At 72.2% G+C, this 22,247-nt stretch carries 26 protein-coding genes and 3 tRNA genes; 23 read left to right on the top strand and 6 right to left on the bottom strand.

Features of this window, described 5'->3' with window-relative positions; genetic code table 11:
* Window positions 1-669, bottom strand: a 669-nt coding sequence (locus tag FKN01_RS31180; RefSeq protein WP_185993063.1) for a sensor histidine kinase, incomplete at its 3' end; no start/stop codon positions are given.
* 201 nt (window positions 670-870) lie between these two features.
* Between FKN01_RS31180 and FKN01_RS31175 the strand changes: the two genes are divergently transcribed.
* The 14 genes from FKN01_RS31175 (at window position 871) to FKN01_RS31110 (ending at window position 12,793) form a co-directional block, all read left to right on the top strand.
* Window positions 871-1,293, top strand: coding sequence for an NADH-quinone oxidoreductase subunit A (locus tag FKN01_RS31175; protein WP_376455720.1), 423 nt, complete (start codon window positions 871-873; stop codon window positions 1,291-1,293).
* A complete protein-coding gene (locus FKN01_RS31170) occupies window positions 1,284-1,919 on the top strand; it encodes an NADH-quinone oxidoreductase subunit B (protein WP_143626011.1) in 636 nt (211 codons plus the stop codon). The genes FKN01_RS31175 and FKN01_RS31170 overlap by 10 nt, the downstream gene beginning before the upstream one ends.
* Window positions 1,916-2,743, top strand: a complete 828-nt coding sequence (locus FKN01_RS31165) for an NADH-quinone oxidoreductase subunit C (RefSeq protein WP_143626010.1) — start codon at window positions 1,916-1,918, stop codon at window positions 2,741-2,743. Before FKN01_RS31170 ends, FKN01_RS31165 begins: the two co-directional genes overlap by 4 nt.
* Window positions 2,740-3,708, top strand: a complete 969-nt coding sequence (locus FKN01_RS31160; RefSeq protein WP_143626009.1) for a complex I subunit 1 family protein — start codon at window positions 2,740-2,742, stop codon at window positions 3,706-3,708. The genes FKN01_RS31165 and FKN01_RS31160 overlap by 4 nt, the downstream gene beginning before the upstream one ends.
* A complete protein-coding gene (locus FKN01_RS31155) occupies window positions 3,708-4,289 on the top strand; it encodes an NADH-quinone oxidoreductase subunit I (RefSeq protein ID WP_143626008.1) in 582 nt (193 codons plus the stop codon). Before FKN01_RS31160 ends, FKN01_RS31155 begins: the two co-directional genes overlap by 1 nt.
* Window positions 4,289-4,900, top strand: a complete 612-nt coding sequence (locus FKN01_RS31150) for an NADH-quinone oxidoreductase subunit J (protein WP_143626013.1) — start codon at window positions 4,289-4,291, stop codon at window positions 4,898-4,900. The genes FKN01_RS31155 and FKN01_RS31150 overlap by 1 nt, the downstream gene beginning before the upstream one ends.
* Entirely contained in the window at window positions 4,900-5,331 is a 432-nt protein-coding gene (gene nuoK, locus FKN01_RS31145; RefSeq protein ID WP_143626007.1) for an NADH-quinone oxidoreductase subunit NuoK, read from the top strand. The genes FKN01_RS31150 and nuoK overlap by 1 nt, the downstream gene beginning before the upstream one ends.
* Complete coding sequence (locus FKN01_RS31140) at window positions 5,328-7,325, top strand: NADH-quinone oxidoreductase subunit L (protein WP_143626006.1); 1,998 nt, start codon at window positions 5,328-5,330, stop codon at window positions 7,323-7,325. Before nuoK ends, FKN01_RS31140 begins: the two co-directional genes overlap by 4 nt.
* A gap of 27 nt (window positions 7,326-7,352) precedes the next feature.
* Entirely contained in the window at window positions 7,353-8,903 is a 1,551-nt protein-coding gene (locus FKN01_RS31135; RefSeq protein WP_143626012.1) for a NuoM family protein, read from the top strand.
* Complete coding sequence (locus FKN01_RS31130; RefSeq protein WP_143626005.1) at window positions 8,900-10,417, top strand: NADH-quinone oxidoreductase subunit N; 1,518 nt, start codon at window positions 8,900-8,902, stop codon at window positions 10,415-10,417. The genes FKN01_RS31135 and FKN01_RS31130 overlap by 4 nt, the downstream gene beginning before the upstream one ends.
* A gap of 116 nt (window positions 10,418-10,533) precedes the next feature.
* A complete protein-coding gene (gene mscL / locus FKN01_RS31125; protein WP_143626004.1) occupies window positions 10,534-10,995 on the top strand; it encodes a large conductance mechanosensitive channel protein MscL in 462 nt (153 codons plus the stop codon).
* A gap of 196 nt (window positions 10,996-11,191) precedes the next feature.
* On the top strand, window positions 11,192-12,055 hold the full coding sequence (gene htpX / locus FKN01_RS31120; RefSeq protein WP_143626003.1) for a zinc metalloprotease HtpX: 864 nt from the start codon (window positions 11,192-11,194) through the stop codon (window positions 12,053-12,055).
* Window positions 12,052-12,444: a YccF domain-containing protein gene (locus tag FKN01_RS31115; RefSeq protein WP_143626002.1), complete on the top strand. Its 393-nt coding sequence runs from the start codon at window positions 12,052-12,054 to the stop codon at window positions 12,442-12,444. The genes htpX and FKN01_RS31115 overlap by 4 nt, the downstream gene beginning before the upstream one ends.
* Before the next feature lie 76 nt (window positions 12,445-12,520).
* Window positions 12,521-12,793, top strand: coding sequence for a GlsB/YeaQ/YmgE family stress response membrane protein (locus FKN01_RS31110; protein WP_143626001.1), 273 nt, complete (start codon window positions 12,521-12,523; stop codon window positions 12,791-12,793).
* Between the two features lie 2 nt (window positions 12,794-12,795).
* Here FKN01_RS31110 and FKN01_RS31105 read toward each other — a convergent pair whose 3' ends face one another.
* From FKN01_RS31105 to FKN01_RS31095, 3 genes are all read right to left on the bottom strand, one after another.
* Window positions 12,796-13,455: an alpha-ketoglutarate-dependent dioxygenase AlkB gene (locus tag FKN01_RS31105; protein WP_143626000.1), complete on the bottom strand. Its 660-nt coding sequence runs from the start codon at window positions 13,453-13,455 to the stop codon at window positions 12,796-12,798.
* A 27-nt stretch (window positions 13,456-13,482) separates the two neighbouring features.
* Window positions 13,483-13,989, bottom strand: coding sequence for a methylated-DNA--[protein]-cysteine S-methyltransferase (locus FKN01_RS31100; RefSeq protein ID WP_143625999.1), 507 nt, complete (start codon window positions 13,987-13,989; stop codon window positions 13,483-13,485).
* Window positions 13,990-14,135: 146 nt separating this feature from the next.
* Entirely contained in the window at window positions 14,136-14,624 is a 489-nt protein-coding gene (locus FKN01_RS31095) for a YajQ family cyclic di-GMP-binding protein (RefSeq protein WP_143625998.1), read from the bottom strand.
* A 191-nt stretch (window positions 14,625-14,815) separates the two neighbouring features.
* On the opposite strand from FKN01_RS31095, the gene FKN01_RS31090 reads away from it, so the two are divergent.
* Window positions 14,816-14,897: transfer RNA gene (locus FKN01_RS31090), tRNA-Tyr, on the top strand.
* Window positions 14,898-14,945: 48 nt separating this feature from the next.
* On the opposite strand, the gene FKN01_RS31085 is transcribed toward FKN01_RS31090, so the two are convergent.
* Together FKN01_RS31085 and FKN01_RS31080 are read right to left on the bottom strand one after the other, a co-directional pair.
* Window positions 14,946-15,602: an SDR family oxidoreductase gene (locus tag FKN01_RS31085; RefSeq protein ID WP_143625997.1), complete on the bottom strand. Its 657-nt coding sequence runs from the start codon at window positions 15,600-15,602 to the stop codon at window positions 14,946-14,948.
* Window positions 15,603-15,636: 34 nt separating this feature from the next.
* Entirely contained in the window at window positions 15,637-16,896 is a 1,260-nt protein-coding gene (locus tag FKN01_RS31080; protein ID WP_143625996.1) for an amidohydrolase family protein, read from the bottom strand.
* Window positions 16,897-17,110: 214 nt separating this feature from the next.
* On the opposite strand from FKN01_RS31080, the gene FKN01_RS31075 reads away from it, so the two are divergent.
* The 8 genes from FKN01_RS31075 (at window position 17,111) to FKN01_RS31040 (ending at window position 21,939) form a co-directional block, all read left to right on the top strand.
* Window positions 17,111-17,183: transfer RNA gene (locus FKN01_RS31075), tRNA-Thr, on the top strand.
* Between the two features lie 44 nt (window positions 17,184-17,227).
* A tRNA-Met gene (locus FKN01_RS31070) sits at window positions 17,228-17,300 on the top strand.
* An 88-nt stretch (window positions 17,301-17,388) separates the two neighbouring features.
* Window positions 17,389-17,553, top strand: coding sequence for a 50S ribosomal protein L33 (gene rpmG / locus FKN01_RS31065; RefSeq protein WP_003956487.1), 165 nt, complete (start codon window positions 17,389-17,391; stop codon window positions 17,551-17,553).
* Between the two features lie 133 nt (window positions 17,554-17,686).
* Window positions 17,687-18,139, top strand: coding sequence for a MaoC family dehydratase N-terminal domain-containing protein (locus FKN01_RS31060; RefSeq protein ID WP_018101272.1), 453 nt, complete (start codon window positions 17,687-17,689; stop codon window positions 18,137-18,139).
* On the top strand, window positions 18,139-18,567 hold the full coding sequence (locus tag FKN01_RS31055; RefSeq protein WP_143625995.1) for a MaoC family dehydratase: 429 nt from the start codon (window positions 18,139-18,141) through the stop codon (window positions 18,565-18,567). The genes FKN01_RS31060 and FKN01_RS31055 overlap by 1 nt, the downstream gene beginning before the upstream one ends.
* Before the next feature lie 164 nt (window positions 18,568-18,731).
* Window positions 18,732-19,280 carry a TetR/AcrR family transcriptional regulator gene (locus tag FKN01_RS31050; protein ID WP_143625994.1) on the top strand — a complete coding sequence of 183 codons (549 nt, stop codon included), beginning with the start codon at window positions 18,732-18,734 and terminating at the stop codon, window positions 19,278-19,280.
* 76 nt (window positions 19,281-19,356) lie between these two features.
* Window positions 19,357-20,811, top strand: a complete 1,455-nt coding sequence (locus FKN01_RS31045) for a DHA2 family efflux MFS transporter permease subunit (protein WP_143625993.1) — start codon at window positions 19,357-19,359, stop codon at window positions 20,809-20,811.
* Between the two features lie 72 nt (window positions 20,812-20,883).
* Entirely contained in the window at window positions 20,884-21,939 is a 1,056-nt protein-coding gene (locus FKN01_RS31040; RefSeq protein ID WP_143625992.1) for a UDP-N-acetylmuramate dehydrogenase, read from the top strand.
* The last annotated feature ends 308 nt before the right edge of the window (window positions 21,940-22,247 follow it).

Here is a 22,247-nt window from a genome sequence, read left to right as displayed (position 1 = left end):
CTTGGCGAGGCCGAGGTCCATGGCGAGGGCGACCAGGCGGGCCTGGGCCCCGTCGTGGAGATCGCGCTCGATGCGGCGGAGGTCGGCGGCGGCGGTGTCCACGACGACACCCCGGTCCGACTCCAGCTCGGCGATGCGGCGCTCCAGGTCGTCGGAGGGGGAGAGCAGCCCGCGCACCATGCCCCGGTCCGCGTTGCCCATCAGCCGCGCCGCGAAGGGGAGCGCCGGCCACACGACGAGGCAGACGAGCGTCACGACGAAGGTGAGGATGCCCCACGGCAGCCGTACGAACGAGTACAGGGCCGCCCGCCAGGCGACCGGGTCGCGCAGGCCGGTCCACAGCCACGCGAAGAACCCGTCGCCCTCCCGTCCCAGGGCCGCCGGGCTCGGCTCCTCGACCCGGACGCCCAGGAGCCTGCGGGCACGGGCCCGCTCGAACCGGCCGATCAGCCGGGAACCCTGGAGCCCGGCGGCCAGCAGCGGCAGGCCGACGACGGTGACCGCGAGACCCACGCCGATCGCGATCATCACCACGGTGTAGACGAATCCGATGATCGCCATCGGCAGGTTGGCAAGGAGGTGCGCGACCTCCTTCCAGGTCCACCGGCCGAAGGCGAAGCGGACGGGAGGCGGCCCGTCGTGGGCGGGCACCTGGGGGCTCATGGTCATATGACAAGCCTGCCGGGCGTGCGAGGCGGATGCCATGGGGTTCGTGGGTGAGGTGAGGTAGGGATATCCCCACCCGTGCGCCCCACCCGTGCCGCTGCCGTTCCCCGTCCGTTGCCGGACGCAACTGCTTACCCCTCCTTTACAGGGCCTAGACTCCCGTGCGTACAGATCGTGGGACGGGGCTAGGGAGCGAGGGCGGACGTGACGGGTCTTCCCGGTGCGGCATCGACACCGGCGCGGACGGTGCTCGCGTCGTCGGACTACTTCCACAGCTATTCGGTGGTCGGACTCCTCGCCCTGGTGGGCGTCCTGTTCGTCGCCGTCGCCTTCGGCGCGGGCCGGCTGCTGCGGCCGGTGGTCCCGACGCCGGAGAAACTGCTCACCTACGAATGCGGCGTGGACCCGGTGGGGGAGGGCTGGGCACACACCCAGGTCCGCTACTACGTGTACGCCTTCCTCTACGTGATCTTCGCCGTCGACTCGATCTTCCTCTTCCCCTGGGCGACGGTCTTCGCGGCGCCGGGCTACGGCGCGACCACGCTGGTGGAAATGTTCATCTTCCTCGGTTTCCTGGCCGTGGGACTGCTCTACGCATGGAAGAAGGGCGTCCTCGAATGGACGTGACGAGCCCGTCGCCGGCCGGGGCGGGGGACGAACCCGCCGCCGTACCCACGTTCCTCCCGGAACCGAAGCGCCTGGGCGTCCTGTCCCGGCTCGCACCGGAACCGATGAAGGTGGTCCTCAACTGGGGCCGCCGCTACAGCCTCTGGGTCTTCAACTTCGGACTCGCCTGCTGCGCCATCGAATTCATCGCCGCCTCCATGGCGCGCCACGACTTCATCCGGCTCGGCGTGATCCCCTTCGCGCCGGGCCCGCGCCAGGCCGACCTCATGATCGTCTCCGGCACGGTGACGGACAAGATGGCGCCGGCGGTCAGGCGCCTGTACGAGCAGATGCCCGAGCCCAAGTACGTCATCTCCTTCGGTGCCTGCTCCAACTGCGGCGGCCCGTACTGGGACTCGTACTCCGTCACCAAGGGCGTCGACCAGATCATCCCCGTCGACGTCTACGTCCCCGGCTGCCCGCCGCGGCCCGAGGCGCTGCTCCAGGGCATCCTGAAGCTCCAGGAGAAGATCGCGCGCGAGTCGCTGGGCGAGCGCTACGCGGACGCGGCGGGCGCCCGCCCGTCGACGGCGGCGCTGCGCAGCGGCCTGGTGACACCGCCTCCGGCCGCGGGGGAGGACACGTGACCGCCTCCTTCGACCGCCTCCCGGACGCCGTCACCGAGATCTTCGGCGAGGACGCCACCGCCGAGCAGGCGTACGACCTGCTGACGGTCGACGTCCCGCCCGCCGCGTGGATCACCGCCCTGGAAACCGCCCGCTCCGCCCTCGGCTGCACGTACTTCGACTGGCTGAGCGCGGTGGACGAGCCGGGCACGGGCTTCCGGGTGTGCGCGCACGTGGCGGCGCTGCCGTCCGCCGGGTCGGGGGTACGGCGGTTGCTGCTCAGGACCACGGTGCCGCACGAGGCCCCGTCCCTGCCGACGGCGACCGGTGTGTACGCGGGGGCCGCCTGGCACGAACGCGAGACGCACGAGATGTTCGGCGTCGCCTTCGAGGACCACCCCAACCTCGTCCCCCTCCTCCTCCCCGAGAACTTCGAGGGGCACCCCCTCCGGAAGGACTTCGTGCTGGCCGCCCGCGTGGCGAAGGCGTGGCCGGGCGCGAAGGAACCGGGCGAGTCGGACCACGGCGGCCCGAAGCGCCGCACGATGCTCCCGCCCGGCGTCCCGGACCCGAACGAGTGGGGCCCGTTGAAGGGCCAGCTCCCCGCGGCCCCCGCGCGCCCGGCGAGGCGCACCCGCACGGCGGGCGAGGCGACGCCGGGCACTGCGGCGGAGACCCCCGCACCCCGCCCGCGCCGCAGCCGCAGCGCCTCCCAGGGCTCGGCGAGCCAGCGGGCGACGGGCACGCCTCCGGCGGCCGACGCCCCGTGGCGCGACGCGCCGGACACCCGGCCCCCGGCCCGGCCCGACAACCCCACCCCCGACAACGGAGGCGATCCCGAGTGAACGACGCCCTGGACGTCGCCCTCCGCATCGTCATCGTCTTCGCCGTCTTCATGGTCCTCCCGCTGGTCGTGGGCCAGACCGAACACAAGGTCATGGCCCACATGCAGGGCCGCCTCGGCCCCATGTACGCGGGCGGCTTCCACGGCTGGGCCCAGCTCGTCGCCGACGGCGTCAAGTTCGCCCAGAAGGAGGACGTCGTCCCCGAAGGCGCCGACCGCAAGGTCTTCCGCCTGGCGCCTGCCGTGGCCCTCCTCCCGTACCTGCTCGTCCTGGTCGCGATCCCGGTCGGCCCCGGAGAGGGCGCGGTCGGCCAGGCCGTCGACGCGGGCATCTTCTTCGTGCTCGCGGTGATGGGCGTGGGCGTACTCGGCTCGCTCATGGCCGGCTGGGCGTCGGCCAACAAGTTCTCCCTGCTCGGGGGCCTGCGCACCGCCGCGCAACTCCTCGCGTACGAGCTGCCGATGCTGCTCGCCGCCGCCTCGGTGGCGATGGCGGCGGGCACGGTCTCGCTGCCCGGCATCCTCGACGCGTTCGAGTGGTGGTGGCTGCCCTGGCAGATCATCGGCGCCCTGGTCTTCTTCGTGGCCGGGCTCGCCGAACTCCAGCGCCCCCCGTTCGACATGCCGGTCGCCGACTCGGAGATCATCTTCGGCGCGTACACCGAGTACACCGGCCTCCGCTTCGCGCTCTTCCTGCTCGCCGAGTACGCCGGCATCGTCGTGCTCTGCGGGCTGACCACCGTGCTGTTCCTCGGCGGCTGGCACGGCCCGCTGGGCGCCGACGGACTCGGCTGGGTCTGGACCCTGCTGAAGACCGGCATCCTCGCCTTCGTCGTGATCTGGCTGCGCGTGAGCTACCCGCGCCTGCGCGAGGACCAGCTGCAGAAGCTCGCCTGGACGACCCTCATCCCGCTCGCTCTCGCGCAGATCGCGCTCACCGGCATCGTGAAGGTGGCGATCAACTAGTGCCCCCGATCCCCGGCTCAGGTCTGGCCAAGGGCCTCGCCGTCACCCTGCGGACGATGACGAAGAAGACCGTCACCGCCCAGTACCCGGACACGCAGCCCGAACTGCCGCCCCGCTCGCGCGGCGTCATCGCGCTGTTCGAGGAGAACTGCACGGTCTGCATGCTGTGCGCCCGCGAGTGCCCCGACTGGTGCATCTACATCGACTCCCACAAGGAGACGGTGCCCCCCGCGGCCCCGGGCGGCCGGGAACGCAGCCGCAACGTGCTCGACCGCTTCGCGATCGACTTCTCGCTCTGCATGTACTGCGGCATCTGCATCGAGGTGTGCCCGTTCGACGCGCTGTTCTGGTCGCCGGAGTTCGAGTACGCGGAAACGGACATCCTGGACCTCACCCATGAGCGCGACAAGCTGCGCGACTGGATGTGGACGGTCCCGGAACCGCCCGCGCTCGACCCGCGCGCCGAGGAACCGAAGGAGCTCGCCGCGGCCCGCAAGACGGCCGACAAGCTCCGCGCCCAGCAGGAGGCGGAAGCGGCCCGGCAGGCGCAGGACGACACGGCACGGGAGGGCGACGAGTGATCACCGCCCTCGGCGCCACCGGCGCCACCGCGACCGCCTCGGCGGCCCCCGGCTTCCTCTCCCCGACCGGCGTGGAGATCGCCTTCGTCCTCGTCGGCATCGCCACCCTCGGCGCCGCCCTGGTGACCGTCACGACCAGACAGCTGGTGCACGCCGCCCTCTGGCTGATCGTGGCGCTCGGCGGTCTCGCCGTCGAGTACCTCCTGCTCACGGCGGAGTTCATCGCCTGGGTGCAGGTCCTGATCTACGTGGGCTCCGTCGTCGTCCTCCTCCTGTTCGGCCTGATGCTCACCAGGGCCCCGATCGGCCGCTCCCCGGACGCCGACTCGGAGAACCGGTGGCCGGCGCTCGCGGTGGCGGTCGCCTCGGCGGGCGCCCTGGTCTGGGTCGTCGTGGACGCCTTCCGCACGACGTGGATCGAGCTGGACGGGCCCGCCCAGGGCTCCACGAAGGTCACCGGCTCCTTCCTCTTCCGCAACTGGGTGCTCCCCTTCGAAGCGCTCTCCGTCCTGCTGCTCGCCGCCCTGGTCGGCGCGATCGTCCTCTCCCGCAAGGGCGGCCGGGCAGCGGACCGGGCCGGCGCCACCCCGCCCCGAGAGGACGCGCGCTGATGCACCTCGCCTATCCCGCGGTGCTCGCCGCCCTCCTCTTCTGCACCGGGCTCTACGGAGTCCTCGCCCGCCGCAACGCGATCCTCGTCCTGATGTCCGTCGAGCTGATGCTCAACGCCGTCAACCTCAACCTGGTCGCGTTCGACGTCTGGCTCCGCGACCGCCTGCACTCCGGCCAGGCCCTCACCCTGTTCACCATCGCCATCGCGGCGGCGGAGATCGGCATCGGCCTGGCGATCGTCCTCGCCGTGTACCGCAACCGGGGCAGCTCCGCGGTCGACCGCCTCCGCGACACCGCCGAGACCGACGAGGCCGAGACCGTCCCGGCCGGCGACGACGAGGACGACGCCCCGGCCGGCGCCGCCACCCACCCCGAAGACCAGGCCACTGCTGCGGCAGGGAAGGCAAAGAAGGCAGAGGCCACCCCGTGACCACCACGACCCTCGCCGTCCTCGTCCCCCTCCTCCCGTTCCTGGGCGCGGCGGCCGGTCTGCTCATCGGCCGCACCGCGCCCGAGTACGTGCGCCCGCTCGCCGTGCTGCCCTCCCTCGTCTCGCTCGTCCTCGCCGCGACCGTCGCCGCCCGCCAGGGCGGCGGCCGGGCCATCGACGCGGCGACCCAGCTCACCCCCACCGGCTCCGTCCCCATCGACCTCGCGCTGCACCTCGACGGCTTCGCCGTCCTCGTCGCCGTGCTGGTCGCGCTCGTCGCGAGCTGCGTGCAGATCTACTCGACCGCGTATCTGCGCGACGACCCCCGCTACCCCTCGTACGCGGCGCTGGTCTCCCTCTTCACCTCCGCGATGCTGCTCGTCGTCTACTCCGGCGACCTGATGGTGCTGCTGGTCGGCTGGGAGGTCATGGGCATCTGCTCGTACTTCCTGGTCGGCCACTACTGGGAGACCCCCGAGGCGCGCGCCGCGTCCCTGAAGGCGTTCCTCGTCACCAAGCTGGGCGACGTCCCCTTCCTCATCGGCCTGTTCGCGCTCGCCGCCGACACCGGCTCCTTCCGGATCACCCGCATCCTGGGCGCCGTCGCCCACGGCGGCCTCGATCACCCCACGCTCATCGCGCTCCTCCTCCTGGCCGGGGTCGCGGGCAAGTCCGCGCAGTTCCCCCTGCACACCTGGCTGCCCGACGCCATGGCCGGCCCCACCCCCGTCTCGGCGCTGATCCACGCGGCGACGATGGTCGCCGCCGGCGTCTACTTCGTCGCCCGCCTCCTTCCCGTCTTCGCCGCGTCCGGCGCGGCGCTGGTCGTCCTCGCCGTGATGGCGGCCGTCACGATGATCGGGTCCGGGCTCGCCGCGCTCGCCCAGGACGACATCAAGCGCGTCCTCGCCTACTCGACCATCGGGCAGCTCGGCTACATGTCGGGCGCCCTGGCCGTCGGCGCCCGGGGGGCCGCCGTCTTCCACCTCGTCTCGCACGGTGCCTTCAAGGCCGTCCTCTTCCTCGCGGCCGGCGTCGTCATCCACGCCGCCGGCACCAACTCACTGGCCGCCATGTCCCGGATGAGCGGCCTCGCCCGCCGCGTCCCGGACGCCTACTGGACGATGACCGTCGCGCTGCTCGCGCTCGCCGCCATCCCCCCGTTCGCCGGCTTCTTCTCCAAGGAAGCCGTCCTCGTCGCCGCCGAGCACACCGCGCTCGGCGACCGGCACGTCGCCCCGGCCGCCGCCGGCTGGACGGTCCTCGTCGCCGGGCTGCTGGCCGCCGTGCTCACCGCCGCCTACGCCACCCGGCTCTGGCTCCTCGCCTTCCGGGGCCGCGGCGCCGAGGCCCCCGACCACGGCAGCCAGCCCGCCGCCATGACGGCCGTCCTCTGGGTCCTGACCGTCCCGACCATCGCCCTCGGGCTGAGCGTCGGCGCGATCGGCGACTGGTTCGACGGCCACCGCCTCACCCCCTCGCTGACCACCGCCGTCCTGTCCACCGGCGTCGGCCTCGTCGGCGGACTGGTCACCTACGGGGCCTGGCGCCACACCACCGCGTTCGCCGCCCGCGTCCCCCTGGGCTCGGTCGTCGCCCGCCCGGACGCGGAGCCGGCGCTCGTGGAGATCGAGGCCATCGAGGCCCGCACCGCCGCCTACGGCCCGGCCGGGGACGCCCCCGACCCCGCCGACCCCGGACGCCTGCTGCTCGGCCCGCTCCACCGCCACGCGGCCACCGGCTTCCACCTCGACGTCCTGTACGCGGCGCTGTTCGTCCGCCCCGTCCAGGCCGCGGCCCGCCTCGTCCGCTTCCTGGACCGCGAGGTCGTCGAGACCTACGTACGCGGCTCCGCCACCGGCGCACGCCTGCTCGGCACGGCCGTCCGCCGTGCCCAGACCGGCAACGTGCAGACCTACCTCGGCGCACTGCTGGCCGGTTCCCTGGTCCTGGCGGTCGCCGCCGTCCTCTACGCCAACAACGCGGGGTCCTGAGCCGTGATCGATATCAGCGCATCCGTGATGCAGTTCCTTCTGGCGTTCGTCGTCGTCGGCCCGCTCATCGGGGCCGTCGCCGCCCTGTTCCCCGCCCCGCCCGGGCTGAAGGGCCGCAGCCCCGACCAGGCCGTGCTCCGCCACGGCGTGACCGTCACCGGCGCCGTCCTCCTGGCGACCCTGGTGCTGGCCGCCGGCTTCGACCACGACCACCCGTCGAAGATGCAGGCCACCACGGACATCAGCTGGATTCCGGCGCTGGACGTGCGCATCCACCTCGGCATCGACGGCATCTCGCTCCCCCTGCTCGTACTGACCGCGCTGCTGACCTTCCTCTGCGCGCTCTACAGCTACTTCAAGCTGCCCGAAGGCCCCTCCCCGAAGGCGTTCGTCGCGCTGGTCCTCCTCCTGGAGTCCGGCACCCTCGCCACCTTCGCCGTCCTCGACCTGCTCCTGTTCTTCCTGGCCTTCGAGATGGTCCTCATCCCGATGTACTTCCTGATCGCCCGATGGGGCGGTGCGGGGAGGCAGGCCGCGGCCTGGAAATTCATCCTCTACACACTGCTCGGCTCGGTCGTCATGCTGCTGGGCCTGCTCCTCATCGGACTGAAGAGCGGCACCTTCGACATGGTCGCACTCGCCACTGACAACGGCCGCGGGCTCACCTCGTCCGTGCAGGTCACCGCCGTTCTGGCGATCGGCGTCGGGCTCGCCGTGAAGACCCCGATGTGGCCGCTGCACAGCTGGCTGCCCGACGCCCACACCGCCGCCCCGACCGTCGGCTCCGTGCTCCTCGCGGGCGTCCTGCTGAAGATGGGCACGTACGGGTTCGTCCGCATCCTGCTCCCGGTCGCCCCGGACGGGACGCACACCTTCGCCCCCTACCTCGCGGCCTTCGCCGTCGCCGGGATCGTCTACGGCTCGCTCGCCTGCCTGGCCCTCGCCCGGCCCGGCGCCAAGGGCGACCTGAAACGGCTCATCGCGTACTCCTCCGTCGGCCACATGGGCTTCGTGCTCCTCGGCATCGCGAGCATGACCCCCACCGGCGTCAACGGCGCGCTCTTCGCCAACATCGCCCACGGCCTCATCACCGGCCTGCTGTTCTTCCTGGTCGGGGCCGTCAAGGACCGGTACGGCACCGCCGACCTGGACACCCTCGCCGGGGCCACCGGCGCCGCCCTCTACGGCCGCGCCCCCCGCCTCGGCGGCCTCCTCGCGTTCGCCGCGGTCGCCTCCCTCGGGCTGCCGGGGCTCGCCGGGTTCTGGGGCGAGATGCTCGCCCTGTTCGGCGCGTTCGACCCGGCCGAGGGGCTGAGCCGGCCCGCCTTCCTGACGTTCATGTCCGTCGCCGCGTTCGGCACCCTGCTCACCGCCGCCTACCTGCTGATCGTGGTCCGCCGCGTCTGCATGGGCGCGAACCGCGAGGAACCCCGGGCGATCGCCGACGTCCAGAGCTACGAATTCGCCGCCTGGACCCCCCTCGCGGCCCTCACCGTCCTCGCCGGCCTGTGGCCCGCCGTCCTCCTCGGCCTCACCGACCCGGCCGTGCAGAAGCTCCTCGCAGGAGGCAAGTCGTGACCACAGCGGCCGAGAGCGCCACCAGCCTCGTCCAGTCCGTCGACTGGCTCGCCATCGCGCCCCCGCTCACCGCCGCGGCCGTCGCCCTCGTCGTCCTGGTCGCCGACCTCTTCGTCACCGAGGCCCGCAAACCGCTCCTCGGCTACGGGGCCGTCGCCGGGCTCGTCGCCGCGCTCGCCCTGATCGTCCCGCTCCACGACGGCGACCGCTCCACCTTCTGCCTCACCACGGGCAGCCGCGCGTGCAGCTACACCGCCGACCACTTCACCCTGGTCATCCAGGCCCTCGTGCTCGGCGGCGCGCTGCTCACCGCGCTGCTCTCGATCGGCGACACCCGCAGGCTCCCGGCCGGCGAGTTCTGGTTCCTGCTGCTGTCGTCCGCCGCGGGCGCCGCCCTGCTGCCCGCCTCCAGGGACCTCGCCACGCTGGTCGTCGCCCTCGAAGTGGCCTCGCTGCCCGCGTTCGCGCTCGTCGGCATCAAGCGCGGTGACCGGCGCTCCTCCGAGGCCGCGCTGAAGTTCTTCCTGTCCTCCGTGACCGCCACCGCCGTGATGCTCCTCGGCGTCAGCTTCGTGTACGCGGCCACCGGCACGCTCCACCTCACCGACCTGGCCGGCCGCCTCGGCCACGTCGACCCCGGGCTCTCCACCCTCGCCGGGGCGGGCGTCGCGCTGACCCTGGTCGGCTTCGCCTTCAAGACGGCCGCGGCGCCCTTCCACTTCTGGGTGCCCGACACGTACGTCGGCGCCCCCCTGCCCATCGCCGCCTACCTCTCGGTCGTCGGCAAGGCGGTCGGCTTCACCGGCCTCATCCTCGTCACCGTGATCGCCTTCCCGGCGTACGCGGACGTGTGGGGCCCCGCCCTCGCGGTCCTGGCCGCGCTCACGATGACCGTCGGCAACGTGGCCGCGCTGCGCCAGAGCGCTTCCCGCGCGCGCGGCGCCGTACGCCTGCTCGCCTGGTCCTCCGTCGCCCAGGCCGGGTACCTGCTCGTCCCGCTCGCCGCCGCCGCGTACGCCGGCGAGCGCAGGATCGGCTCCACCGTCGCGTACGCCCTGATGTACGCCGTCGTGAACCTCGGCGCCTTCGCGGTGGCCGCCCTGGTCGCCCGTACCCGCCCCGGGAACCGCCTGGACGACTACCGCGGCCTGTACGCCACCCGGCCCTCGGCCGCCCTCGCGCTGGCCTTCTTCCTCCTCTGCCTGGCCGGGCTGCCGCCGGGCATCATCGGGCTCTTCGCCAAGGTCACGGTGTTCTCCGCCGCCGTCGACGCGGGCCTGGGCTGGCTCGCCGTCGTGATGGCCGTCAACGTCGTCGTCGCGCTGTACTACTACCTGCGGTGGACGGCCGCCCTGTTCCGCGCGCCCGCGGACGGGGAAGAGGCCGCGCCCGCCGTACGGCACCGTGCCCCGGCGCCCCTGACCGCCGCGATCGTCCTCACCGCCGCCGCCGGAGTCGTCCTGTCGGGCGCCCCGCAGACCGTTCTGAGATTCGCCGCCGTCAACCTCTTCTGACGTCGTTCACCCGTTCGACTGAGGTCAAGATCGGCTTGCCCCCGGCCACCCGCGCAGGGCAGGGTCGGGGCCTCGGAACGCGTACGACGTTCACCTCATCCCAAGGAGTCAGAGCAGTGCTGAGCGGGTTCAAGGACTTCATCCTGCGCGGAAACGTCATCTCCATGGCGGTCGGTCTCGCCGTCGGAGCCGCGTTCACCGCAGTCGTCACCGGGTTCAGCAACGCCTTCATCGTGCCGCTCATCGGCATCATCACGCGCGGCACCGGCGACTTCAGCAAGGCGCACTTCAAGGTCGACGGCGTGGACTTCCCGTACGGCCTCTTCATCGCCGCCGCGATCGCCTTCCTCATCACCGCGTCGGTCCTCTACTTCGCCGTCGTCATGCCGATGGCCAAGGTCCAGGACCGCTTCACCAAGAAGGCCGACGAGCCCGTCGACATCAAGGCCGCCCTGCGCGACTGCCCCCGCTGCTACACCCCGATCCCGGCCATCGCCTCCCGCTGCGCCCACTGCACCAGCGAGGTCGAACCCGACCCCGAGGCCCTGGAGCTCGCGAAGCTCCCCGCCCAGCGCTGAGCCACACCGCACACCTCCACCCGGACGGCCCAGAGCCCGGCCCCACGCCTACGGCGGGGCCTGCCTGGGCCGTCGGGCCGTCCGCGCCGGGGAACTCGCTCCCGCCGCCTGGCGTTGACCAGTACAGGAGGCTCCACTGAGCGGTGGGGCCCCACCCGCCAAGGGCTCCCCTGCTGCACGATTTGGAGGGCGTACCGTGCACCGCCGGCACAACGGGCTGAAAACCGCCGTACTCCTCGGGGGCCTGTCCGCACTCATCCTCGTCATCGGCGGCTTCTTCGGCCGCACGGGGCTGATCGTCGCCCTCCTGGTGGCGATCGGCACCAACGCGTACGCGTACTGGAACAGCGACAAGCTGGCGCTGCGGGCCATGCGCGCCCGCCCCGTGAGCGAATTCGAGGCGCCCCAGCTCTACCGCATGGTCCGCGAGCTCTCCACATCGGCGCGCCAGCCCATGCCCCGGCTGTACATCTCCCCGACCCAGGCCCCCAACGCCTTCGCGACCGGCCGCAACCCGCGCAACGCGGCGGTCTGCTGCACCGAGGGCATCCTGCGCCTGCTGGACGAGCGGGAGCTGCGCGGCGTCCTCGGCCACGAGCTGAGCCACGTCTACAACCGGGACATCCTCATCTCGTCCGTCGCCGGCGCACTGGCCTCCGTCGTGATGTTCCTGGTCAACTTCGCCTGGCTGATCCCGGTCGGCCGCTCCAACGACGACGAGGGCCCGGGCCTCCTCGGCATGCTGCTGATCATGATCCTGGGTCCGCTCGCCGCGTCCGTCATCCAGCTGGCCGTCAGCCGTTCCCGGGAGTACGAGGCGGACGCCTCGGGCGCCCGGCTCACCGGTGACCCGCTGGCCCTCGCCGGCGCCCTGCGGAAGCTGGAGGCCGGGACGCGGCAGCTCCCGCTGCCCCCGGAGCCCAGGATCGAGACCGCGAGCCACATGATGATCGCCAACCCCTTCCGCGCGGGGCAGGGGATGTCCAAGATGTTCTCGACCCACCCGCCGATGGCGGAGCGCATCGCCCGACTCGAGCAGATGGCAGGTCCTCGCCCGTGAAAACCATTTTGAACGTCATTTGGCTGGTCCTCTGCGGATTCTGGATGTTCCTCGGCTACCTGCTCGCGGGACTCCTGCTCTGCATCACGATCATCGGCATCCCCTTCGGCCTGGCCGCCTTCCGGATCGGCGTCTACGCCCTGTGGCCCTTCGGGTACCGGGTGGTCGACCGCCGGGACGCGGGCGGGCCGTCCTGCGTGGGCAACGTGCTCTGGCTGGTCCTCGCCGGCTGGTGGCTGGCGCTCGGTCACATCACCACGGGCATCGTCCTGTGCGTCACGATCATCGGCATCCCCCTGGGCATCGCCAACTTCAAGCTCATCCCGGTGTCCCTGATGCCCTTCGGCAAGGAGATCGTGCGCACCGACGAGCAGTTCGCCGGCTGGTAGGAGCCCCGCCGGGCAACCGCCCACCCGTCACCCGCGTCCTGGATTCCAGGAACGAGTGACGGGTAGGTACGCACGCATGACCATTATCGGCTGGATCATTCTCGGGCTCGTCGCGGGCGTCATCGCCAAGATCCTGCTGCCGGGGCGCGACCCCGGCGGCCTGGTGGGCACGACGCTCATAGGGATCGTCGGCGCGTTCCTCGGTGGCTGGATATCGTCGCGCTTCCTGGACCGCGAGATCACCAAGGACTTCTTCGACCCGGCGACCTGGGTCGCGGCCATCGGCGGCTCCCTGGTCCTGCTGATCGCCTACCGACTGCTCTTCGGCAACTCCCGCGAACGCCGCTGACGTCAGCCGCCCAGCCCCGTCTCACGCAACGTCACATTGAGCCGGCCGCCGCTCATCCCCGTACCGGGAGGGGCGGTGCCGGGACGGACCACCGGCACCCCGTGGAACGCCCGGCGCGCCGGCCCGCCGAACACGAACAGGTCGCCGGACGCCAGCTCCACGTCGGTCCACGGCCTGCCCCGGCCCTCGGTGTTGCCGAACCGGAAGACACACGTGTCCCCGATGCTGAGCGAGACCACGGGAGCCCCGGACCGCTCCTCGTCGTCCCGGTGCATGCCCATCCTGGCCGTACCGTCGTAGAAGTTGACCAGCGCGGCATCCGGCGCGTACGCCTCCGAGCCGCCTCCCGGCCCGTACGCCTCGGCCACCGCCGCCCGCCCCAACTCCGCGAGCCAGGCCGGGAACGGTGCCACCCGAGCGCCGTTCACATCGTCGGCGGTACGTGAGTAGCGGTACGGCTGCCAGTGCCACCCGAGGCAGACCGTCCGCACCGACATCACCCCGCCGCCCGGCAACGCCGTGTGCCGCAGCGGCACGGGCCCCCGCGCCCACTCCCGGCACGCCGCCACCAGCTCCCGCTGCCGCTCGGGTGACAGCCAGTCGGGCACATGCACGGCCCCCGGCGCGACGATGGCACGCGACCTGGGAAAGAGCCCGTCCATCAGCGGTGATCCATCAGTGGTGGCCCGTCAACGCCCCGCCAGGGCCCCTTCGAGCCCCAGCAGCCGTTCCTTGCGCTCCAGCCCGCCCGCGTACCCGCGCAGCGCGCCGTCCGCACCGATCACCCGGTGGCACGGCCGTACGACCAGCAGCGGATTGCGCCCGATCGCGGTGCCGACCGCCCGCACCCCGGCACCGCTCGCGCCGACGCGCGCGGCGATCTGCCCGTACGAGACCGTCTCGCCGTACGGAACGGCGTCCAGCGCCGCCCAGACCCGCCGCTGGAACTCGGTGCCCCGCCCCTCGGCGTACACCAGGTCGAAGCGCGTGCGGCGCCCCTCGAAGTACTCCCGCAGCTGGGCGGCGGCCCCCGCGAACGCCTCGGGAGCGCACAGCCAGCCGTCCTGGACGACGGTGCCGCCCTTCTGACCGGGCACGGAGAGTGAGACGAGGGCCGCCTCCGCCGCGCCCGGCAGGCGCTCGCCGACCAGCAGCAGTTCGCCCAGCGGGCTCTCGACCGTCGCGTAGATGGTCATGACCGGTCCCTCTCCTCGTCCGCACCACCGGCCGGAACGCCGGCCGCCACGGACCAGTCTGCTGCGCCCGAACCGCCGCGACCGGCGGTATTCGGACATGCAGTCCGGGCCCGGAACAACTGCTTCCGCACCCGGACCGCGACGTTCTACCGGTAGTTCGCGAACTGCACGTCGAAGTCGAAGTCCTGGGCCTTCAGCAGCGCCTGCACGGCCTGCAGATCGTCCCGGCTCTTCGAGGTGACCCGCAGCTCGTCGCCCTGGACCTGCGCCTTGACGCCCTTGGGTCCCTCGTCGCGGATGATCTTCGCGACCTTCTTGGCGTTCTCCTGGGAGATGCCCTCCTGGATCGAGGCGAACAGCTTGTACTCCTTGCCGGACAGCTGCGGCTCACCGGCGTCCAGCGACTTCAGCGAGATCCCACGCTTGATCAGCTTGGACTGGAAGATGTCGAGGATGGCCTTGACCCGCTCCTCGCCGTTCGCCTGCATCAGGATCTTCTCGCCGGACCACGCGATCGACGCGTCCGTGCCCTTGAAGTCGTAACGGGTGGAGATCTCCTTGGCGGCCTGGTTGAGGGCGTTGTCGACCTCCTGCCGCTCGACCTTCGAGACGATGTCGAAACTGGAGTCGGCCATGACGTGTGGCTCCTTGGATCGGGGGTGCTGGAAAGTGCGTACCTGGCGCAGCGGCCGCGTAAAGCCTAGCCACCCCGGGCCGCACGGGCCTCCGAACAAACCGGTGGCGTAGCACCCTCGGTCATCAGGTATTGTTTACGTCGTTGCCAGAGAGCACCACGGGAAACCGGGACTCGAAGGCGGCATCCCTTGGCGGTGTGCCCGAGTGGCCAAAGGGAGCAGACTGTAAATCTGCCGGCTCAGCCTACCCAGGTTCGAACCCTGGCGCCGCCACAAGCAAGGCCCCCGTTCTTCGAACGGGGGCCTTCTTCGTTGTGCGTGTCAGTTGCCCGCGATGTCCTTCACCGCGACCGCCAACGGCACGTTGCCCGAGATCAGCTCAAGGGTCAGGCCCGCCGTCGCCGGGGTGTCCAGGAGCTCGACCAGGGCCGCCGCCACGTCGTCGCGGGGGACCGGGCCCCGGCCCGTGGAGGCGGCGAGGAGGACCTGGCCGGTGCCGGCGTCGTTGGTGAGCATCCCGGGGCGCAGGATCGTCCAGTCCAGGGCCGAACGGGAGCGTACGTCCGCGTCCGCCGCGCCCTTGGCCCGCAGGTAGACGTCGAACACCTCGTCCCCGGCGTGGTCCGGGTCGGCGCCCATGGACGAGACCACGAGGTAACGCCGCACCCCCGCCCGTTCCGCCGCGTCCGCGAAGAGCACGGCCGCGCCGCGGTCCACGGTGTCCTTGCGGGCCGTGCCGCTGTTGGGGCCCGCGCCGGCCGCGAAGACCGCCGCGTCGGCGCCGCGCAGCACCTCGGCGACCTCCTCGACCGTGGCCGATTCCAGGTCCAGCACCACGGGCTCGGCGCCCACCGCTCTGAGGTCGTCGCTCTGCCCGGGGTCGCGGATGACGCCGGCCGCCTCGTCCCCGCGCGCGGCGAGCAACCGCTCCAGCCGCAGCGCGATCTGTCCATGTCCACCTGCGATGACAATGCGCATACGACCGACGGTACGCCGGAGCGCGCCGCGACGCTCAGTGCCCGCCGGTGGATTCCGGCCGTCCCTGACGGGGAAGACCCGGCCCCCCGGGCGCGGTCGCCGAGTCGTGGTACTCGCGCACCGCGCTGGTCCGGGCCACCACCCGCCCCCGGTGCACCACGATCCGGCTGTACGCCAGCGACAGCGCCCCGGCCAGCCCGTCCCCGCGTACGGCGAGCAGTTCGGCCGGGAAGCCCGCTTCGACCCGGAGCTCGGGGAGCCCCATGACGTACCGGGCCTCGACGGACACCGCCGCGTAGGCGTGCTCGGGGCGCAGGCCGCCCTGCGAGGCCAGCAGGAACGCCGCCTCCAGGGGATCGCCGCGTCCCACCGGGTTGGCCGGATCGCGCAGGGCCCCGCTGCCCGCCGCGACCCGCACCCCGGCCTCGCGCAGCAGCCGTACGGGGGCGGCGCCCCGGTGTTCCGTACCGCGGCAGCCGCCCTGGGGGAGGCAGGTGACGCTCACCCCGGCCGCCGCCAGCTGCCCGGCCGCCCGGGCGGCGACGCCGGTGGGGAGGCGGGCGAGGCCGGCGCAGGGGCCGATGGTGACCCCCTGGCGCATGCCGCCCGCCAGCGCGGCGAACCGGGCCAGCCGGGCGGGGTCGTCGCCGTCCGTGTGCAGGTCCACGGGGCAGCCGTGCTCGGCGGCGACCTCCAGGACGGCCTCGACGTATCCGGAGGGGTCCGGGTCGAGGTCGGGATGGCCGCCGACCGCGCCGGCGCCCATCTTCACCGCGTCGCGGAGCATCGCCAGGTTGTCCGCCCCGGCGACGCCGGTGAGCAGCCGGGGGACGGCGACCGGGGTCAGGTCGGCCAGGCCGCACAGCGAGCGCCGGGCCAGGAGGACGGCTTCGAGCGCCGCCAGGCCCTGGAGGTCGCCGATGCGCACGTGTGAGCGCAGGGCCGTCGCGCCGTGGCCGAGCTGGAGCAGCGCCGCCTCGGTGGCGCGCCGCCGGATGTCCTCGGGCCGCTCGGACGCGGGTCCGGCGGCGTCCGCGGTGAGGGCGGTGTCGCCGTGGGCGTGCGGCTCGGCGGGCGCGGGGAGCAGGAGGTGGCCGCGCAGGTCGAGGCGGGCGCCGGGGGCGGTGAGGCTGCCCGCGGTGCCGACGGCCTCGATGCGGTCGCCGCAGACCCGTACGTCCACGACGCGGCCGTCGGTGAGACGGGCACCGCAGAGCGTCAGGGCCGAGGTCTCCGGGGTGTCGGTGGTGTCGGCCGCGGGGTCGTCGGGCTGCCGCGGCTCGCTGTCGGGCATCGCGCTCCTGGGAAGGGGGCAAGATCACGCAGAGTGAGTAGAGCCTAGGGGCGGGCGCGGCCCGGCCGGAGGAGGAGCGGAATAGTCGTACCGGTGCGGCCTTGCTGATCAACGGTGTGAGGGCGCCCGGAGCGGGGTACGAGCCCGGGTCGGCCGGGCGACGGGAAACGGATTTGGGCGATCGGCGACCGAGCGTGTAATGTCTTCATCGCTCGCCCCAATAGCTCAGTCGGTAGAGCGTCTCCATGGTAAGGAGAAGGTCTGCGGTTCGATTCCGCATTGGGGCTCTGGTGATCGGAAACCCCGCTTCGGCGGGGGGCCCAGTCATCAAAGCGGTGTAGCTCAGTCGGTAGAGCAAGCGGCTCATAATCGCTGTGTCACCGGTTCAAGTCCGGTCACCGCTACTAAAAGTAGCCGATTGTGGGGTCGGTCCTTCGATCGGCTACTCTTTTCTGCGTTCATCCGTCCATCGTCCGTCCAAGGAGCACTCACGTGGCTGCCACCGACGTCCGCCCGAAGATCACGCTGGCCTGCGTGGAGTGCAAGGAGCGGAACTACATCACCAAGAAGAACCGGCGTAACAACCCGGACCGTCTTGAGATGAAGAAGCACTGCCCGCGCTGCAACTCGCACACCGCGCACCGCGAAACGCGCTGAATCAGGCTCGTACACGAGGCCGTCCCCTCCGGGGGGCGGCCTCGTGTCGTTGTGCGGCGGGTGTGGCGTTGAATGGTGCCGGACGCCGCCACAGGCCGGCCCAGTCGTTCATTCACCAGGAGGTTGCGAGTTCATGGCGCTCGACCAGTCCTTCGTGGGACGGACCTATCCGCCCACCGCGCCGTACGAGGTCGGACGGGAGAAGATCCGCGAGTTCGCCGAGGCCGTGGGCGACGCCCACCCCGCGTACACCGATCCCGAGGCCGCGAAGGCCCTCGGCCACGCCGATGTGATCGCGCCGCCGACCTTCGTGTTCTCGATCACCTTCAAGGCCGCCGGTCAGGTCATCGAGGACCCCCAGCTCGGTCTGGACTACAGCCGGGTCGTGCACGGGGACCAGAAGTTCGTCTACGTCCGTCCCGTGCGCGCCGGCGACCGGCTGTCGGTCGTCTCGACCATCGAGGCCGTGAAGTCGATGGCGGGCAACGACATCCTGGACGTCCGCGGTGATGTGCACGACGAGTCCGGCGAGCTGGTCGTGACCGCCTGGACGAAGCTGGTGGCGCGCGCCGCCGAGGAGGCGTGATGACGGCGAAGGTGACCTACGAGTCCGTCGAGGTCGGTACGGAGCTGCCGGTGCGGTCGTTCCCCGTCACCCGGGCGACGCTCGTGCGCTACGCGGGTGCCTCGGGCGACTTCAACCCGATCCACTGGAACGAGCGCTTCGCACGCGAGGTCGGGCTGCCCGACGTGATCGCGCACGGGATGTTCACCATGGCCGAGGCGATCCGGGTGGTCACGGACTGGACCGGCGACCCGGGCGCGGTGGTCGAGTACGGGGTGCGCTTCACCAAGCCGGTCGTGGTCCCGGACGACGACGAGGGCGCGCGGATCGAGGTCAGCGGCAAGGTGGGCGCGCTGCTGGACGACCGGCGGGTGCGCGTGGACCTGACCGTCATGAGCGACGGCAAGAAGGTCCTGGGGATGTCCCGGGCCGTGGTCCGGCTCGCCTAGGGAGCACGGACGAGGCGACGCGTTGTAAGGGGCACGACCCATGGGCCGTGCCCCTTACGCGTAGGCCCTTACGCATCCCCTTGCGCGTACCCCCGCTCGCGGCACCGTCCGGCACCCGCTTGACGAAGTTAGTGATTGAGTACTAATTTACTGGCATGGCAAGGATGAGTGCAGAAGAGCGGCGCGAGAGCGTCATCCGCGCGGCGGTCACCGAGTTCGCCCGCGGTGGGTACAGCGCGACCTCCACCGCGGTGATCGCTCAGCGGGTGGGTGTCTCGCAGCCGTATCTCTTCCGCCTCTTCCCCAACAAGGAAGCGATGTTCCTCGCGGCGTCCGAGCGCTGCCTCCGGGAGACCCGGGAGGTCTTCGTCGGGGCGGCCGACGGACTGGAGGGCGAAGAGGCACTGCACGCCATGGCCCGCGCCTACCAGCAGCTGATCGCCGACGACCCCGAGAAGCTGCTCATGCAGATGCAGATGTACGCGGCCGTCGCCGCCGCCGAGGCCGCCGGTGACCACGAGTTCGGCAAGTCGGTGCGGGCCGGCTGGCTGGAGCTCTTCGACTCCGTCAATCTCGCGCTCGGTGCGGACGTCGACGACACCACGACCTTCATGGCGTACGGCATGCTCGCCAACACGCTGATCTCGCTCGGCTTTCCGGCCGGGCACCGGATCTGGTCCGGGTTCTACGCCTCCGCCCGGCCGGTCACCTGAAGCGTCCGACCCCGGGCTCGGCCCGGTTTTCTGCCCAGAAAAGTTAGTAATCAATAACTAATCCTCAGGGGGAGCAGTGAACCAGCAAGCGAAAGGCCGCGCCGGAGCGGCCTGGGCCCTCGTCATCACCAGCGTCGCCGGCTTCATGGCGGCACTCGACAACCTCGTCGTCACCACCGCCCTGCCGTCCATCCGCGAAAGCCTCGGCGGAGAGATGGAGGAGCTGGAGTGGACGGTCAACGCCTACACGCTCACCTTCGCCGTCCTGCTGATGTTCGGCGCCGCCCTCGGTGACCGCTTCGGCCGCCGCCGGCTCTTCCTCGCCGGTCTCACCGTCTTCACCGGCGCGTCCGCCGCGGCAGCCCTGTCGCCCGGCATCGGCGAACTCATCGCCTTCCGCGCCGTCCAGGGCGTCGGTGCGGCGATCATGATGCCGCTCACGCTCACCCTCCTCACGGCCGCCGTGGAACCCGCCCGCCGGGGCGCCGCGCTCGGCGTCTTCGGCGCCGCGACCGGCCTCGCGGTGGCCGGCGGGCCGCTGATCGGCGGCAGCCTCACCGAGCACATCTCCTGGCAGTGGATCTTCTGGCTCAACGTCCCGATCGGCCTGCTCCTGCTGCCGCTCGCCCGCTTCCGCCTCGCGGAGTCGTACGCCCCCGGCGCACGGCTCGACGTCCCCGGCACGCTCCTCGTCAGCGGCGGTCTCTTCGGCATCGTCTACGGCCTGGTCAACGCCAACACCGACGGCTGGACCAGCCCGACCGTCCTGACCTCCCTCATCGCCGGCACCGCACTCCTCGGCGCCTTCGTCCGCCACGGCTTCCGGAGCCGCAAGCCCATGCTCCCCATGCGGCTCTTCCGGGACCGCGCGTTCTTCGGGATCAACATCGCCAGCATGCTGATGTACCTCGGCATGTTCGGCGCGATCTTCCTGCTCAGCCAGTACTTCCAGAGTGTCCTGGGCTACTCGCCCACCGAGGCCGGGCTGCGGATGCTGCCCTGGACCGGCATGCCGATGATCGTCGCCCCCATCGCCGGGGTGCTCTCCGACCGGTTCGGCGGGCGCCCGGTGGTCGTGACCGGGCTCGCCCTCCAGGCGGTCGGCCTCACCCTGTTCGCCCTGGTCGTCGCCCCGGACGCCTCCTACGTCTCGCAGCTGCCCGGGCTGATCATCGGCGGCGTCGGGATGGCCCTGTACTTCGCGCCGGCCGCCAGCCTGGTGATGTCCAGCGTCCGCCCCGGCGACCAGGGCATCGCGTCCGGTGCCAACAACGCCCTCCGCGAGGTGGGCGGCGCCCTCGGGGTCGCCGTGCTCACCACCGTCTTCGCCGCGCAGGGCGGCCTGGAGTCCGCGCGGTCCTTCACCGACGGCACCGTGCCCGCCCTCTGGATCGGCTCCGGGGTCGTCGCCCTGGCCGCACTCGTCGCCCTGCTGATCCCCGGCCGCCGCGCCGCCGGTACGCAGGGGCCCGCCGCGGTTTCGGCCGGGACCGCGACCCGCGCCGAGGAGTCGGTCTCCGTACCCGCCTGACGCACCCCGCACACACCACACGGTCCGTGACCCTGCCCAGACGGCGGGGCCACGGACCGTACCCTTGTCCCCGTGCAGGAACTCCACGACGCCCCCCTCGCCCCCCTGACCACCTTCCGGCTCGGCGGCCCCGCCACCCGGCTCCTGACGGCCACCACGGACACCGAGGTGATCGACGCCGTGCGGGAGGCCGACGACAGCGGCACCCCGCTCCTGATCATCGGCGGCGGCAGCAACCTGGTCATCGGCGACAAGGGCTTCGAGGGCACCGCCCTGCGGATCGCCACCAAGGGCTTCGTCCTGGACGGCGGCTCCCTGGAACTGGCCGCCGGCGAGGTCTGGACCGACGCCGTCACCCGCACCGTGGAAGCCGGTCTCGCGGGCCTCGAATGCCTGGCCGGCATCCCCGGCTCGGCGGGCGCGACACCGATCCAGAACGTGGGGGCGTACGGACAGGAGGTGTCCGCCACCATCACGGAGGTCGTCGCCTACGACCGGCACACCCGGGAAACGGTCGTCCTGCCCAACTCCGAGTGCGCGTTCTCCTATCGGCACAGCCGCTTCAAGGCTGAACCCGACCGGTACGTGGTGCTGCGTGTCCGTTTCGCCCTGGAGGAGGCCGGCGGGCTCTCGGCGCCCTTGAAGTACCCGGAGACCGCGCGGGCCATGGGCGTCCAGGAGGGGGACCGCGTTCCCGCCGCCGAGGCCCGCGAAACCGTGCTCCGGCTGCGCGCCGGCAAGGGCATGGTCCTCGACCCCGAGGACCATGACACCTGGTCGGCCGGGTCCTTCTTCACCAACCCGATCCTGGAACAGGCCGAGTTCGACGCGTTTCTGGGCCGCGTCGCCGACCGGCTCGGCCCCGACGTGACGCCGCCTGCCTTCCCCGCCGGTGAGGGCCGCACCAAGACCTCCGCCGCCTGGCTCATCGACCGGGCCGGCTTCACCAAGGGCTACGGCACCGGACCCGCCCGCATCTCCACCAAGCACACGCTCGCCCTCACCAACCGGGGCGCGGCGACCACGGAGGACCTGCTAGCCCTGGCGCGCGAGGTCGTGGCCGGGGTGCACGCGGCCTTCGGCGTCACCCTGGTCAACGAACCGGTGACGGTGGGCGTCAGCCTGTAGAGCGTCCCGGGGCCCCGGGGCGCCCGGCCCCGGGGCGCCCGGCCCCGGGGCGCCCGGCCTTCGGGGTGCTGGCCCCCGGGCGCCGGCCTTCCGGCCCCGGCCCCCGGCCCCGGCCCCGGCCTTCCGGCCCCGGCCTTCCGGCCCCGGCCCCGGCCTTCCGGCCCCGGCCTTCCGGCCCCGGCCTTCCGGCCCCGGCCCCGGCCTTCCGGCCCCGGCCCCGGCCTTCCGGCCCCGGCCCCGGCCTTCCGGCCCCGGCCTTCCGGCCCCGGCCCCGGCCTTCCGGCCCCGGCCCCGGCCTTCCGGCCCCG

The sequence above is a fragment of the Streptomyces sp. 130 genome, assembly GCF_007096885.1.
Taxonomy (GTDB): domain Bacteria; phylum Actinomycetota; class Actinomycetes; order Streptomycetales; family Streptomycetaceae; genus Streptomyces.
This window is presented reverse-complemented; position numbering and strand designations above follow the sequence as displayed.